The 14,578-nt window shown below is 40.1% G+C and carries 14 protein-coding genes; 9 read left to right on the top strand and 5 right to left on the bottom strand.

All coding sequences use genetic code 11. The features are described 5' to 3' along the window. Window positions 1-8: 8 nt before the first annotated feature. From CLV81_RS15795 to CLV81_RS15785, 3 genes are all read right to left on the bottom strand, one after another. Complete coding sequence (locus CLV81_RS15795) at window positions 9-698, bottom strand: YiaD family glycine zipper/OmpA-like lipoprotein (RefSeq protein ID WP_106146222.1); 690 nt, start codon at window positions 696-698, stop codon at window positions 9-11. 3 nt (window positions 699-701) lie between these two features. Next, window positions 702-1,172, bottom strand: coding sequence for a lipocalin family protein (locus CLV81_RS15790; RefSeq protein WP_245912061.1), 471 nt, complete (start codon window positions 1,170-1,172; stop codon window positions 702-704). A gap of 103 nt (window positions 1,173-1,275) precedes the next feature. Further along, window positions 1,276-3,252 (bottom strand): alpha-ketoacid dehydrogenase subunit alpha/beta, encoded by a 1,977-nt coding sequence (locus CLV81_RS15785; RefSeq protein ID WP_106146218.1) that lies wholly within the window; start codon window positions 3,250-3,252, stop codon window positions 1,276-1,278. A 110-nt stretch (window positions 3,253-3,362) separates the two neighbouring features. Here CLV81_RS15785 and CLV81_RS15780 point away from each other — a divergent pair, with 110 nt between their 5' ends. The 6 genes from CLV81_RS15780 to CLV81_RS15755 all read left to right on the top strand — a co-directional run bounded on the left by CLV81_RS15780 (window position 3,363) and on the right by CLV81_RS15755 (window position 9,534). Beyond that, complete coding sequence (locus tag CLV81_RS15780) at window positions 3,363-4,313, top strand: isopenicillin N synthase family dioxygenase (RefSeq protein WP_106146216.1); 951 nt, start codon at window positions 3,363-3,365, stop codon at window positions 4,311-4,313. A 12-nt stretch (window positions 4,314-4,325) separates the two neighbouring features. Next, complete coding sequence (locus tag CLV81_RS15775; protein ID WP_106146214.1) at window positions 4,326-4,652, top strand: translation initiation factor; 327 nt, start codon at window positions 4,326-4,328, stop codon at window positions 4,650-4,652. Between the two features lie 145 nt (window positions 4,653-4,797). After that, window positions 4,798-5,730, top strand: coding sequence for a DUF1835 domain-containing protein (locus CLV81_RS15770; protein ID WP_106146212.1), 933 nt, complete (start codon window positions 4,798-4,800; stop codon window positions 5,728-5,730). 1 nt (window position 5,731) lies between these two features. Next, on the top strand, window positions 5,732-6,601 hold the full coding sequence (locus CLV81_RS15765; RefSeq protein WP_106146210.1) for a nucleoside phosphorylase: 870 nt from the start codon (window positions 5,732-5,734) through the stop codon (window positions 6,599-6,601). 64 nt (window positions 6,602-6,665) lie between these two features. Further along, window positions 6,666-8,702 carry a polyphosphate kinase 1 gene (gene ppk1 / locus CLV81_RS15760; RefSeq protein ID WP_106146208.1) on the top strand — a complete coding sequence of 679 codons (2,037 nt, stop codon included), beginning with the start codon at window positions 6,666-6,668 and terminating at the stop codon, window positions 8,700-8,702. Further along, window positions 8,689-9,534, top strand: a complete 846-nt coding sequence (locus CLV81_RS15755) for a substrate-binding domain-containing protein (RefSeq protein WP_106146206.1) — start codon at window positions 8,689-8,691, stop codon at window positions 9,532-9,534. Before ppk1 ends, CLV81_RS15755 begins: the two co-directional genes overlap by 14 nt. Here CLV81_RS15755 and CLV81_RS15750 read toward each other — a convergent pair whose 3' ends face one another. After that, window positions 9,535-9,939, bottom strand: a complete 405-nt coding sequence (locus CLV81_RS15750; protein WP_158259134.1) for a response regulator — start codon at window positions 9,937-9,939, stop codon at window positions 9,535-9,537. It abuts the gene before it with no gap. Window positions 9,940-10,023: 84 nt separating this feature from the next. Continuing rightward, a complete protein-coding gene (locus CLV81_RS15745) occupies window positions 10,024-10,689 on the bottom strand; it encodes a uracil-DNA glycosylase (RefSeq protein ID WP_106147642.1) in 666 nt (221 codons plus the stop codon). 88 nt (window positions 10,690-10,777) lie between these two features. Between CLV81_RS15745 and CLV81_RS20870 the strand changes: the two genes are divergently transcribed. From CLV81_RS20870 to CLV81_RS15730, 3 genes are read left to right on the top strand one after another with little or no spacing between them, the layout of a single operon-like run. Continuing rightward, window positions 10,778-11,830 (top strand): dipeptide epimerase, encoded by a 1,053-nt coding sequence (locus CLV81_RS20870; RefSeq protein ID WP_106146202.1) that lies wholly within the window; start codon window positions 10,778-10,780, stop codon window positions 11,828-11,830. Continuing rightward, window positions 11,831-12,862, top strand: coding sequence for an N-acetyltransferase DgcN family protein (locus CLV81_RS15735; RefSeq protein WP_245912060.1), 1,032 nt, complete (start codon window positions 11,831-11,833; stop codon window positions 12,860-12,862). It begins immediately after the preceding gene. Window positions 12,863-12,883: 21 nt separating this feature from the next. Continuing rightward, complete coding sequence (locus CLV81_RS15730; protein WP_106146200.1) at window positions 12,884-14,551, top strand: formate--tetrahydrofolate ligase; 1,668 nt, start codon at window positions 12,884-12,886, stop codon at window positions 14,549-14,551. The last annotated feature ends 27 nt before the right edge of the window (window positions 14,552-14,578 follow it).

The raw sequence follows: 14,578 nt of genomic DNA, 5'->3' as shown, positions 1-14,578 counted from the left end.
CTATTAGCCTAATTGGTGTTTTGATAAGCCTCTTGTTTAAGTTCGTCACTGGCAACAATGGCTAGCTCCACTCTACGGTTTTTAGCTTTCCCTTCAGAAGTTTCGTTGGTTGCCTTGGGCTGAGCCTCTCCGTACCATTTTGTGGTAAACCTGCCAGCAGAAATTCCTTTACTTACCAAATAGTTGGTCACAGACTCTGCCCGTTGTCTAGATAGATTCATATTGTAATCTTCAGGACCGGCACTATCCGTATGGCCTTCAACCAAAATGAAGGATTTTGGATATTCTTTGAAAATACCAGCCAATTTATCCAAAGTAGCTGCAGAAGTACCTTTAACGGTAGATTTATTGGTATCAAAATACACCCCTGCATCCTCATTAAAGGTCACGTTGATCCCTTCACCTACCCGCTTTACTTCGGCGCCTGGAATTTCTTCTTCGATTCGTTCAGCTTGTCGGTCCATGCGATTACCAATATAACCACCGGCAGCTCCACCAACCACAGCGCCTATTATAGCTCCTAGAGCAGTGTTCCCCTTACCAACATTATTACCTATCACCCCACCAATTACGGCACCCCCTGATGCACCAATTACAGCTCCTTTTTGGGTATTATTAGCATTTTGAATAGCGTTACAGCTCAATAGCAAGCTGATAGTGAGAATATATACTGTGCTTTTCTTTATTATTTTTTTCATGAATTACTGTTTTTTGGAAAATTGATAAACAATGGTTACAGGCTGTCCTTCAACCGAAACATTTGATCTTAGGGTCATGGATTGCTCAGTAAGGTTACTAATGTTCAAGCGATAACCAAACCCGCCTGAAATATCTTTTCTTTTTTCATCAATGAACTTGAACTGCAATTGACTACTGTAGTTCTGAGCAGGTTCAACCACGGACCATCTGAAAAAACGATCTCCCCCTTGACAAAGTGAACTTTGGGAAATGGTATACCTACCTGTGCTATTGTTATCCCTGAAGAACCAATCGCTTCCCTCAAAGCAGATATCTTCAGCATCATTGAAGATTACTGATTTAAAATTCCCTGTATTGTTTTCGTAGGAGATGTCATCCAGAGTCCAGCTGCCGCTGAACAAGTTGCGTTGAGTACGAGCACTTTTTGAAACTGAACACGACATCAGCAACAAACCGAACGTTGTTGCAATCATAAGAGCCTTTTTTGCCATAAGATTAGAAGTTTTATAGTTGATATACGTTTAGGACACACAAAATCGTCGTTTGTATTGTTAAATATTTGTTAAGCATTCTTTTTTAGTAGTCATAGAGTTCCAACAAAACGGTTTCGAAACGCTGCTTAGGTAAAAAATTATCTTCCAAATTCTTTGCAAAAGGAACCGGTGTATCCAAACTGCCCACCCTTTTTATTGGCGCATCCAAGAATTCGAAACAATTCTCCATTACTGTTGCCGAAATATCGCTGGCCACACCCCCGAAAAGGGTATCTTCTTGCAAAATCATCAGTTTTCCCGTTTTCTTTACTGAGGTGAATATGGATTCAAAATCCAAAGGTTGAAGTGTACGCAAATCTAACACATCTGCTTCAATATGTGGATGCTTTTTTAAAATCTCCAGTGCCCAATGGATTCCTGCACCATACGAGACCACGGTCAATGCTTCACCTTCTTGGAGCACTGAAGCTTGACCAAAAGGTAAAGTGTAATACTCTGTAGGTACATCTTGGTAGACACTGCGATACAAGCCCTTGTGTTCAAAAAAGAGTACTGGGTTAGGGTCATTTATTGCTGTTGCTAACAACCCTTTGGCATCCGAAGGAAATGCGGGGTACACCACTTTGAGACCAGGAACTTTGGTAAACCATGCCTCGTTTGTCTGTGAATGAAATGGACCGGCCCCTACGCCTCCGCCACAAGGCATACGTATCACCACATCTGCCTTTTCATTCCACCGATAATGTACTTTGGCCAAATAGTTGACGATGGGATTAAATCCAGAACTTACAAAATCAGCAAACTGCATCTCTACAATCGCTTTCATTCCGTTAATGGAGAGTCCCATAGCCGCTGAAACGATAGCTGACTCACAAATGGGAGTATTTCGAACACGGCTTCTCCCAAATTTAATGGTGAAGCCTTCCGTAATTTTGAAAACTCCTCCATATTCAGCAATATCCTGTCCCATGATTATGAGCTCATTATACTTATCCATAGATTGCTCCAAACCTTCGGATACTGCATCTACAAAACGAATATTCTTGGTCTCCCCTTTCGGTTTGGAATCTTCATATTCAAAAGCCTTGTAAATATCTTTTGTTTCCTTCTTTGTATTTGCAATCACTGATTGTTCCTCAAAAGCCTTGTTTAAATTGGTTTCTATCTCCTTAGAGATGGTTACCCTAAATTCCTCAATCTCCTTTTCTGTTATAAGTTCTTGTTCTTTCAGATACGCTTCAAAATTGGAAATAGGGTCTTTCTTTGCCCACTTTTTCATCAATTTTTCTGGAACATACTTCGTGCCGCTTGCTTCTTCGTGACCGCGCATACGAAAGGTTTTAAATTCCAACAATACCGGTCTTGGTCTTTTCCTTAAGGATTTACATAGCTCATCCACTTTGGTAAACACCTCTATAATATTATTCCCATCAATTATTCTAGACTCAATGCCATAGCCCTTGGCCCTATCGGCAAGATGCTCACAATTATACTGTTCGTTCGTAGGTGTGGAAAGCCCATACCCATTGTTTTCTATGCAAAACAGTACCGGTAGGTTCCAGACGGAAGCCACATTCAAGGCCTCATGAAAATCTCCTTCACTTGTAGCACCTTCGCCTGTAAAAACCGCAGTAACCCGTTTTTTGCGCCGAATCATATCGGCTAAAGCAATTCCATCCGCAACACCCAACTGAGGTCCTAAGTGCGATATCATTCCCACAATTCTGTATTCTTGGGTGCCAAAGTGAAAACTACGGTCCCTTCCTTGTGTAAATCCACTTTGTTTTCCTTGCCATTGTGCAAAAAGTCGATACAATGGGATTTCCCTAGTGGTAAAAACACCTAAATTTCTATGCATAGGGAGGATGTATTCTTCCTTTTTTAAAGCCATGGTCACCCCTACAGAAATAGCTTCTTGACCAATACCGCTAAACCACTTGGATATTTTTCCTTGTCTAAGAAGAATTAGCATTTTTTCTTCTATCATTCTGGGTTTTAACATCCCAAGATATAGGTCAATCAAGGTTTGCTTATCCAGATGGTCAATGTGGTATTGCATAGAGGAATTTTTACAAGGATTAAAAGTACTAAAATGCGTTATGTTGCCATGAATTCTGTTTAACCTTTGTTGTAATTCCGTATTTTTGATGTTACCAAAATTGTATCGTTATGAGTGCTATTCCCAGTGTTAACCTTCAAGATTTTGTATCCGGAGATCCTGCCAGAAAGGAAAAATTCATCAAAGAGATAGGAGCTGCCTTTGAAAATATAGGTTTTGTTGCCTTAAGCGGACATTTTTTAGAAGATGAACTTGTGGATAAGCTCTATGGGGAAATCAAAGATTTTTTCCATCAACCCCAAGAAGTAAAAGATAAATATGAAATAGAGGGTATTGGTGGCCAACGGGGCTACACTTCTTTTGGAAAAGAACATGCAAAAGGAAAAAAAGAAGGGGACTTAAAAGAATTTTGGCATTTTGGGCAGTACGTGGAGGACAATCCCAAGTTGGAACAGGAATATCCGGATAATGTCCTAGTGGAAGAACTTCCAAATTTCAATGCAGTAGGAAAGGAAACGTATCAAAAATTGGAAAAAACTGCTAAATATGTTCTGCGAGCTTTGGCCCTTCATCTGGACTTAGAAGAAACGTATTTTGATCAGTGGATAAAAAATGGAAACTCAATTTTACGGCCCATCCACTATCCTCCTATCACGGAAGAACCTAAAAATGCAGTTAGAGCAGCTGCCCACGGAGACATAAACCTTATTACATTGTTAATGGGTGCTCATGGAAAGGGTCTTCAGGTACAAAACCACGAAGGAGAATGGGTAGATGCGATTGCACGGCCCGATCAATTGATGATAAATGTTGGGGATATGCTTTCCAGATTGACCAACAATAAGCTTAAATCCACTATTCACCAGGTGGTTAACCCACCAAAGGAGCTATGGGGCACATCAAGATATTCCATCCCATTCTTCATGCACCCAGTAAGTGAAATGCCACTGAATTGTTTGAAAAATTGCGTGGATGAAAACCATCCGAAAGGTTTTGAGGATACCACAGCAGGCGAGTATTTGAACGAAAGATTGATTGAACTGGGACTGGTAAAAAAATAAGTCTGAACACAAATGGACCTTCAAGACCAACTTCGTAATTTATTTCCTGACCATACACCTGAAGAACCTGAAAAACCAGATGTCAAACCATCTTATTGGCTACAGGACGACCCCTTAATCTGTAAATATGAAAAGCGCAAGGGCAAACCTGTAACCATTATTGAAGGGTATAACGGAGCGGATACAGATTTCAAAAAATTAGCAAAGGATATCAAATCCCTATTAAGTGTTGGGGGAAGTTTTAAAAATGATAAAATAATAATTCAAGGAGATTATAGGGACAAGATAATGGAGTTTTTGAAGTCCAATGGATTTTCTGTAAAACGAGTTGGTGGTTGATTGACAATTTTTCATTTTAGGGGCAGTATTTTGTTTAACTTGTTAAAATTTGTCATTGAAAACCAAGGTTTTATGAAAAAATTTTTGAGTCTTTCGTTTTAATCTTACTTTTAAAACTTCTAACCGACGAAAACTAAAACTGAAAATGAATTCACTGTTGCACATCACCAACGGGGACATTTTTACCTCCAGATTAAAAACACTTGACCTTAAAGGAGACATCATCACATGGCGTGAAATGCTCTGCGAGGGTAAAACCTTATGCAATGTTGGAAGTGAATCCTTTTGGAAGACCCGATTTGAATTCCTAAACAAAAATTACCGCGTCTCGAAATCTTGGTTTGTTGAAAAAACGCTTAAGGAATATCGTTCGCTTTGTAATCACAAACAACAAGACCAAATTGTACTTTGGTTTGAATATGATTTGTTCTGCCAAATCAATATGTTGGCGGTTATTAGCTGGCTAAAAACCCACAGAAGACACGCTGAAATTTCGCTGGTATGCAGTGGAAAGGAAGATGAAAGTGACAGAATGTACGGGCTTAATGAACTCAGTGACGAGAAACTTCTGTCCCTTTACCAGAATCGTATCAATCTGACCCAGGATGATATTGAGTTTGCTGATTATGTTTGGCAGTTGTACTGTAGCGACAATCCCATGCGACTTGAAAATGTGATTACCCATAACTCATTTCAATTTAAGTATCTGGCGGACGCATTAAAAGCACACCTAAAGCGATATCCAACCATAAAGAACGGGCTTAATTTGTTGGAAAACAGAGTTTTGACCACCATTGAAAATGAAAACCTTGAATCTAAGGATGACCTTCTTAGAACACTATTGAGCAATCAAGGAAACTATGGTTTTGGCGATACGCAGTACAATCGTATTATAACTTCGCTCCGTCCTTTAATCAGTTCCTTTAATCCGATTAAATTATCAAAAAAAGGAAGGGAAGTATTGAATAACAAGGTTAACTATTATTCTCAAATACGTGATAATCAACAATATTTAGGTGGTTCCTTAAAGTATAACTTCTTATATAATTCTTCAACAGACAGAATTCTAAAGCTCTAAAATGACGCTTGGAGAATCTGAGTTAATTCTCAACCCAGACGGGAGTATCTATCATTTAAACCTACTTCCCAGTGAAATTGCTAACACTATCATTACAGTAGGCGACCCGGACCGTGTAAAATCCGTCTCTAAATATTTTGATTCTATAGAGGTCAAGAAAGAACGTCGTGAATTTCATACACATACTGGTTTTTACAAAAACAAACGGCTCACGGTTATCTCTACAGGTATAGGAACGGACAACATCGACATCGTTTTTAACGAATTGGATGCCCTTGCGAATATTGATTTCAAGACTCGAAAGGTAAAACAAGATAAAACACAGTTAGATTTTATACGCATTGGTACATCTGGTGCCGTCCGGAAGGATATTTCAGTAGATTCATTCGTTTTAAGTACTTCCGCTATTGGACTCGAAGGCCTTTTGCACTTTTATGATTCGGAGCCAGCTAGGAATTTAGGTCTAGAACGGGAACTAAGTTCTAATTTGAAATGGGCGGAGTTTGACATACATCCCTACGCGGTAGATTGTGACAACACACTTGCCGAAAGAATCCTTTCAAATCGCATACGTTCCGGCATTACAGTAACTAATTCAGGATTTTATGGTCCACAGGGAAGAACTTTGCGTATTCCTGCCAGGCTAAGAGATTTTACGAACGAACTTTCCGGATTCTCCTTTGAAAATCGTTCTATAACCAATTTGGAAATGGAAACCGCAGGTATTTACGGACTTGCGAAACTGCTTGGCCATAGGGCCATCTCCCTGAATGCCATCTTAGCTAACAGAATAACAGGTGAATTTTCTGCGAATGGTTTCAAAACAGTGGACGCTTTGATTAAGTATACTTTAGAGAAAATTATTGAATAACTCCTCTTAACGTTACCTTTAAATTAGGTCGATTGGCTTTCCCTATTTTTAGAAAAACTTGATTATGAGCAAAAGACCATTGAAGAATAGGGATTACAATTGGTTATTTTTCAATGAACGTGTGTTGCTTGAAGCGGCCAATCCAGCTACTCCTATACTGGAGCGTTTAAAGTTCCTCGCCATTTTCTCCTCAAATCTTGATGAATACTTCAAAGTTCGGGTTTCTCAGCTCAGACAATTGAAGTCTGTGGACAAAAGTCTCAGGAAAAAATTGATTTCCAAACCAAATAAAACCTTAAAACAAATACTACAAAAAGTAGATGAACAGCAAAACCGCTTTGGCGAGGTTGTTCAGGATACTCTGAAAAATCTAAAAGATGAGGGTGTACATTTGAAGAAAAGGGAGGAGTTAGACTTGAAGGAGAAAGAATACTTGGCAAATTGGTTCACAAAGATCGCTTCAGACTGCACCGTTATTGAATCTAAGACTCCAGAAAATCTAAAGGATGGAAAGATTTATCTCATTGCTCAATTTTCCGACATAGAATTTGAAATCATTTATGTTCCATCCAACTTACATCCAAGATTTATTGAAATCCCGGGGAATGCCCATAGTTATGTTTTCCTTGAAGACGTGATCAAGCTCAATCTGAATCGATTATTCCCAAATCAAAAAATCATTGGATGTTTTGCGATAAAACTATCGCGGGATGCAGAGCTTTATTTAGAAGACGATTACACGAATACAGACTTGGTGGATATCATCTATGAATCTTTGGGAAAGCGTAAATCTGGGCAGCCAACCCGGTTATTGTATGATCAGAATATGCCGGATACACTCAAAAACGAACTAAAAGAAAAATTCGATTTAGATGACGTGGACCTTCTTCCCGGCGGAGAATACCATAACTATTCGGATTTCTTCAGTTTTCCAAACCCATTTGAAGACGATAGACTGTCTTACGAAAAGAAACCACCCCTTCCCCACCCCTTTCTTTCCAAAACAGAGGATATATTTGAAACCATTCTCACAAAAGACCAATTGGTTCATTTTCCATATCAGGAGTTTGAAGTAGTGGAGCGATTTCTTCACTCCGCATCCATCGACCCCAAGGTGACCAGCATTAAAATGTCTCTCTATAGAATTGCCAAGACTTCAGTATTGTCTGATGCCATTTTATTGGCCCTCAAAAACAACAAGGAGGTTGTTTTATTTGTAGAGGCACAAGCACGTTTTGATGAGGAAAACAATATAAAATGGGGGCGCATTTTTGAAGAGCAAGGGGCTAAAGTTTATTTTAGTGTTCCTCAAATCAAAGTACATTCTAAAATTTTAATGGTAGAGCGGAGATTCGACCATCAAATACAGCGTTTCACCTATATTGGAACTGGTAATTTCAACTCCAAAACTGCAAAAATTTATTGCGACCATGGATTGTTCACGGCGCATAAAAAAATTACTTCAGATTTGGCACAGGTTTTTGGAGTCTTGGAGAAAAAACTAATCGCCCCAAAACTCAAACACCTTTTGGTATCTCCATTTACCACAAGACCAACCCTTCTTGAACTTATAGAGAACGAAATAGAAAACGCAACAGCCGGAATCGAAGCGAAAATCACGCTTAAAATGAACAGTTTGGAAGATTCCAAGATGATTAAGGCACTTTACAAAGCCAGTGAAGCTGGGGTTGAAATTCGTTTGTTGGTTCGCGGTTTTTGTTGTTTACTACCAAAAGAGGAATCACTTGAAGAAAATGAAAGGCCAATTTACATTACCAGTATCGTAGACCGCTATCTGGAACATGGTAGAATTTATCTATTTGAAAACGGAGGTGAGGAAAAGATGTATATTGGTTCCGCAGATTGGATGACACGAAATTTGGACCGTCGGATTGAAGTGTTGACTCCAATTTTGGACGATGATGTATTTAGGGAACTAAAGGACATTTTGCTCATACAATTAAGCGACAATGTCAAAGCCAGGGTTTTAGATTCGGACGATACCAATCAAAAGGTTGAAAAGCAACAAGGCGAAGAGGATATTCGTTCGCAATACGCCATTTATGAGTTTTTGAAGGCTAAATTAAATGAAGACAGTTAGAATTATTGGAGTTCCCGAGCACTTTAACCTGCCATGGCATCTAGCTATTGAAGAAGGTGCTTTTGAGGAGCGAGGAATTAACTTGGTTTGGACCGATATCCCTGAAGGTACAGGTAGAATGTCTGAAATGCTGAATCAAAATGAAGCAGATTTGGCCATTATTCTTACCGAGGGAGTCATCAAAAGTATATCGCACGGGAATCCGGTAAAAATTGTACAGGAGTACGTTTCCTCACCTTTGCTCTGGGGGATTCATGTGCGTCAAAATAGTGGATATCAATCAGTCTCTGATTTGGAGGGAGCCGAGATTGCTATCAGTAGAATGGGAAGCGGAAGCCATTTAATGGCCACTGTTCATGCCCAAAAAATGGGATGGGACACCCATTCGCTACGCTTTCGAATAATAAACAATTTGATGGGCGCATTGGAAGAATTTGAAAATGGTTCTGACGCCTATTTTATGTGGGAGCATTTCACCACCAAACCCTGGGCGGACAAGGGAACATTGAAACGATTGGGGGATTTCCCAACACCTTGGCCTTGTTTTGTAATTGCCGCGACACAAAACTTTATCGAAGAAGACAGAGGGTTACTGAGTCATATTCTGGAAACAATTAACACTTACACCCTTGAATTTAAAACCATTCCAAGTATAGACCGAACTTTGGCCAACAGGTATGGTCAAAAACTGGAGGATATTAAGGAGTGGTTATCCAAAACAACCTGGGGACAAAGTCAACTAAAAGAAGATACCCTAAATGAGGTACAAACCCAGTTAAAACATCTAAACCAAGTAGAGGAAATAAAACCCCTACACACTTTCCTTTTGTAGTTAGGAGAAGTGTTTTTTGATAAGTTCCTTGAATTTTAAATCGGAAAGAGGTTTTTGTGCCGTATCGGAAACACTCGGGTGAGCCATTGCCATTTCTGTGGTTTCTTGTGTATCCAATGCAGTTAACATTACCACTACTATGTTCTTCTTGAATTCAGGATTAAACTGCTGGGTATAAGTATCCAAGAATTCCCATCCGTTCATGATAGGCATGTTTGTATCCAAAATCAACAAACAGGGCATTTCCTCAGTATTACTTTCGTGTTCCAGAAATTCTATGGCTTCTTTTCCATTACTGACAATGTTGACAGGGAGGTCGTCATCCAACTGTTTAAGAAAGAATCTGTTCAAAAAGTTGGTAGTCTCATCGTCATCGACAAGAAGCACTGACTTCAGTCTTTTCAACGTACAGGGTTTTGCGTGTATTACTATTAAAGTAATAAACGTACGAAATATCTTATTATTTTAACAGTTTTACTTATAGTTTATTCACCAAGTTATTAACGGTTTCCCCATTTCCGATAATAGCTTATTTGTTTTACTAAAATGCTGATTACCAAACCATAACCCTCTATTTGCACTTAAAGGTGAAGGATGTCCGGAGGTGAGTATGTGATGTTTTGATACATCTATCAAAGCGGCTTTCTTCTTGGCAAATCCGCCCCAAAGTAAAAATATTAGGCCTTCCAATTGAGTGGAAAGTGTTCGTATTGTGGCATCGGTAAACTGCTCCCAGCCCTTTTTTTGATGGCTTCCAGCTTGATGCGCCCTAACGGTTAAGGTGGCATTCAACAATAACACCCCTTGGTTTGCCCATCGTTCCAAATCTCCACTTTGCGGGTAAGGAGTTCCAATATCAACTTTGATTTCTTTAAAGATATTTACCAATGATGGAGGATGTGCTACACCATCTTTAACTGAAAAACAAAGTCCATTAGCTTGATTGGGTCCATGATACGGGTCTTGGCCTATTATCACCACCTTAGTGTCATAAAACGGACAATAATCAAAAGCTGCAAAAATGTCTTTGCCTTTGGGATAGCAGGTATTACGTCTGTATTCTTCCTTTACAAATCCTACTAATTGTTTAAAGTAAGACTTTTCAAATTCAGGTTGAAGTTTGGTTTTCCAGCTGGGTTCTATGCTCACATTCATAAAGTGAAAATAGGTATAAAAAACTTGTCTCAACATAGTTTTGAAACCATTGGTAAAACCAATATTTTAGATAAACCAAAAGCCTTACATGTCTAAAGCACAAGTCGATTTCAAAATCCTCTATCTAAAAAAAAAGTTTCCTTTACGTATTAGCAGAGGGGTCAGGGACGGGCAATACAATTTATATGTTTCCATAACTAAGGAGGGGTTCACAGGATGGGGTGAAACCTCTCCAGGTTTGTCCGAAGGAGCGGAAACTCCCGAAATTGCTCAATCCGAGCTAGAACGCTTTTTACATAAACACGAAGATTTCGATTCTCCACATGAAGCTTATGATAGAGCACTGGAATTAGGAATTGCCCCATGTGCCTTTGCTGCATTGGACATGGCCAGCTGGGATTTAAAAGCAAAAAAGGCAAATATGCCTCTCTATCAGCTTTTGGGATTTCCAAAACCAAAGCATCCTACTTCAATTACATTGGGCATCATGACACCAAAAGAAGCAGCGGAACGTCTCCCATTAATTTTGGAAAACGAAGGTATCCATACACTAAAGGTAAAATTGGGGAACAATGACGGTATTGAAGCAGATAAAGCCATGTACAGTCAAGTATTGGAATACCATAAGAAATATCCCATATCAATTCGTGTAGATGCCAATGGCGGATGGACGGTGAAAGAAGCCCAAGAAATGATGAAATGGTTGGCGGAAAGGGAATGCGAGTATGTAGAGCAACCACTTAAAGAAGGACAAGAAAGTGAACTACCTTACCTTTTCAAAAACAGGCCATTACCTATTTTTTTAGATGAATCTTGTCGTTTTGCCACAGATATTCCAAAATGGGCACATTCCGTAGATGGAGTAAATATGAAACTTATGAAATGTGGAGGTATAACCGGAGCATTGCGGATTATTTCAACCGCTCATGCCTTTGGTCTCAAAACCATGATTGGTTGTATGGGGGAATCATCCATTTCCATAGCCGCGGGAGCTGCAGTGTCTGGAATGTTGGACCATGTTGATTTGGATTCCCATCTCAACCTAAATCCGGACCCTTGTGAAGGCGCACCGCTAGTAAACGAAGTAACCATGCCATTGGATATTCCTGGGCATGGAGGTAAATTTAAATCTGAATCCTAGATGTTCAATCCCCAAAAGAAGCTTTGCATTTATATGGAAGGTGCACTTGACAATGATTCCGGCAAAATGGGCTTTGGCCTTATGCGCTTTTCAAAAAATCCTATCGTATGTGTTATTGATTCCAAATTTCAAGGCAAAACAGTGCAGGAAGCTGTAAATCTACCCTATCAAATTTCAGTAGTTGGAACTGTTAAAGAAGCAATTTCCAAAGGAAGTGAGGTTATGGTGCTTGGTATTGCTCCTAGTGGTGGCAAATTTCCAGATTCATGGGACGAACCTGTGTCGTTCGCCCTAAAAAACGGCCTTTCACTAATTAACGGCTTACATGATGATTTGAATGCTCGTTTTCACCATCTATTGAATGGTAACCGGATTTGGGATGTGCGAAAGCCCAAACCTTCCTACCCTATTGCCACAGGAAAAGCAGCAAACCTGAATAACAAAAGAATCCTAATGATTGGAACCGATATGGCCTCAGGAAAAATGACAGCGGGATTGGAACTATACGCAAGCTTGCTAAAAAAAGAGGTCAACGTAGGCTTTGTGCCTACCGGACAAATTGGAATTACCTTGATGGGAAGCGGGATTCCTTTGGATGCTATAAAAGTTGACCAAGCAGCGGGTGCGGTTGAAGAGGCGGTCCTGGCAGAGAGCGATAAGGAAATTGTAATCGTTGAAGGTCAAGGTTCACTGGCGCACCCAGGAAGTACCGCCACTCTACCCCTAATGCGGGGCGCACAACCCACTCATTTTATTCTATGTCACAAAGCAGCTAACAACCATTTGAGATTTCCCGTGTCCCATATTCCAATCCCACCACTGGATGAATTTGTAAAACTGAATGAAAGTGTAGCTAAGGTTTGTGGTTCACAAAATACGGCCAACACCTTAGGAATTGCATTGAATACCATTGGATTATCCGATGAAGAGGCGAATAAGAAAATAATTCAGGTAGAAGAACTAACAGGATTACCAACCACGGATGTGGTACGGTTTGGAGTTGAAAAGCTAATTAATACCATACTCCATTAACCATTTTAAAAGCGCTGCAACATGACCGACTCACAAATTGCCAAAGAAGTAAAGCTTGAGCACATCACACATATTGCTGAAAAGTTTGGTGTCAGTCCAGAGGTTATTGAAATGTACGGGAAGTACAAGGCAAAGCTCCCACTCCAAGCCATAGATAGAGAAAAAGCCGCTCAAAGTAATCTTATCCTTGTTTCGGCGATTTCCCCTACTCCGGCTGGCGAAGGAAAAACAACCATGTCCATTGGTCTATCAGAAGGTCTGAATAGATTGGGCAAAAAAACCACGGTTGTTTTACGTGAACCTTCACTAGGTCCCGTGTTTGGAATTAAAGGAGGTGCAACAGGCGGAGGGTATTCCCAAGTGTTACCGATGGAGGATATCAATCTGCACTTTACTGGTGATTTTTCAGCAATTGAAAAAGCCCACAATCTTTTGGCAGCACTGATTGATAATAATATCCAAAGTAAAACCAACTCCTTGCGAATTGATGCGAGAACGGTAAGTTGGAAACGCGTTCTGGATGTTAACGACCGGGCCCTACGTCACGTAATCGTAGGTTTGGGCGGAACTACATCAGGGGTGCCACGAGAAACTGGTTTTGACATCACCGCGGCATCCGAAATTATGGCCATCCTTTGTTTAGCAGAAAACCTACGTGATCTAAAGGAACGCTTGGGAAATATTTTTGTTGGGTATACATATGATAAGGAACCTATCTACGCCAGAGACCTGAAAGCCCAGGGAGCCATGACCGCTCTTTTGAAAGATGCGATAAAACCGAATTTGGTTCAGACCATTGAAGGGAATCCTGCTATTATTCATGGGGGTCCTTTTGCAAATATAGCCCAAGGCACCAACTCCGTTATTGCGACTTTAATGGGAATGTCCTATTCTGACTATACGGTAACAGAAGCTGGTTTCGGTTTTGACCTGGGAGCAGAGAAATTCTTCGACATTAAATGTCAAAGTGCAGGTCTTACTCCAAAAGCGGTTGTACTTACCGCAACAATTCGTGCTTTAAAGTATCATGGAGGTGCTGATTTAAAATCGTTAACAGAACCCAATGTTGAAGCATTGATAAAAGGGCTGCCCAATCTTGAAAAGCATATTGAAAATATTTCAAAATTCAATATGACACCTGTAGTTTCCATCAATAAATTCTTGACAGATACCGATGAGGAGATTGCCGCTGTAAAGGAATTTGTTATCTCAAAAGGAGTTCGGGTTGCAGTTTCTGAGGTATGGGCCAAAGGCGGTGAAGGTGCCATTGACCTCGCACAAAAGGTGATTGAAATCATCGAATCCAATACATCGGATTTTAAACCTCTCTATACATGGAAATCAAATGTAACTGACAAGATTGAAACGATTGCAAAAGAAATCTATGGAGCCGAACATGTAGATTACACTTCTAGGGCAAAAGCACACCTTCGAAGGATATCGAATCTGGGATTGGATGGTTTGCCAGTGTGCATTGCCAAAACCCAAAAATCATTGTCAGACAATCCCAAGTTGTTAGGACGTCCCAAAGACTTCATCATAACCGTGCGGGAAATTGAAATTGCTGCTGGAGCGGGATTTTTGATTCCGATAACGGGTGATATCATGCGTATGCCAGGATTACCGGCCCATCCGGCATCGGAAGGGATGGATATCAATGAAGATGGAGAAATAACGGGCCTATTCTGATGTCTTCAGTTTTTGGCTAAGTCCCAA

It is taken from the genome of Flagellimonas meridianipacifica (genome assembly GCF_003001695.1).
Lineage (GTDB): Bacteria > Bacteroidota > Bacteroidia > Flavobacteriales > Flavobacteriaceae > Flagellimonas > Flagellimonas meridianipacifica.
Note: the sequence above shows the minus strand (reverse complement) of the source record. Positions and strands in the feature narration are given on the sequence as shown.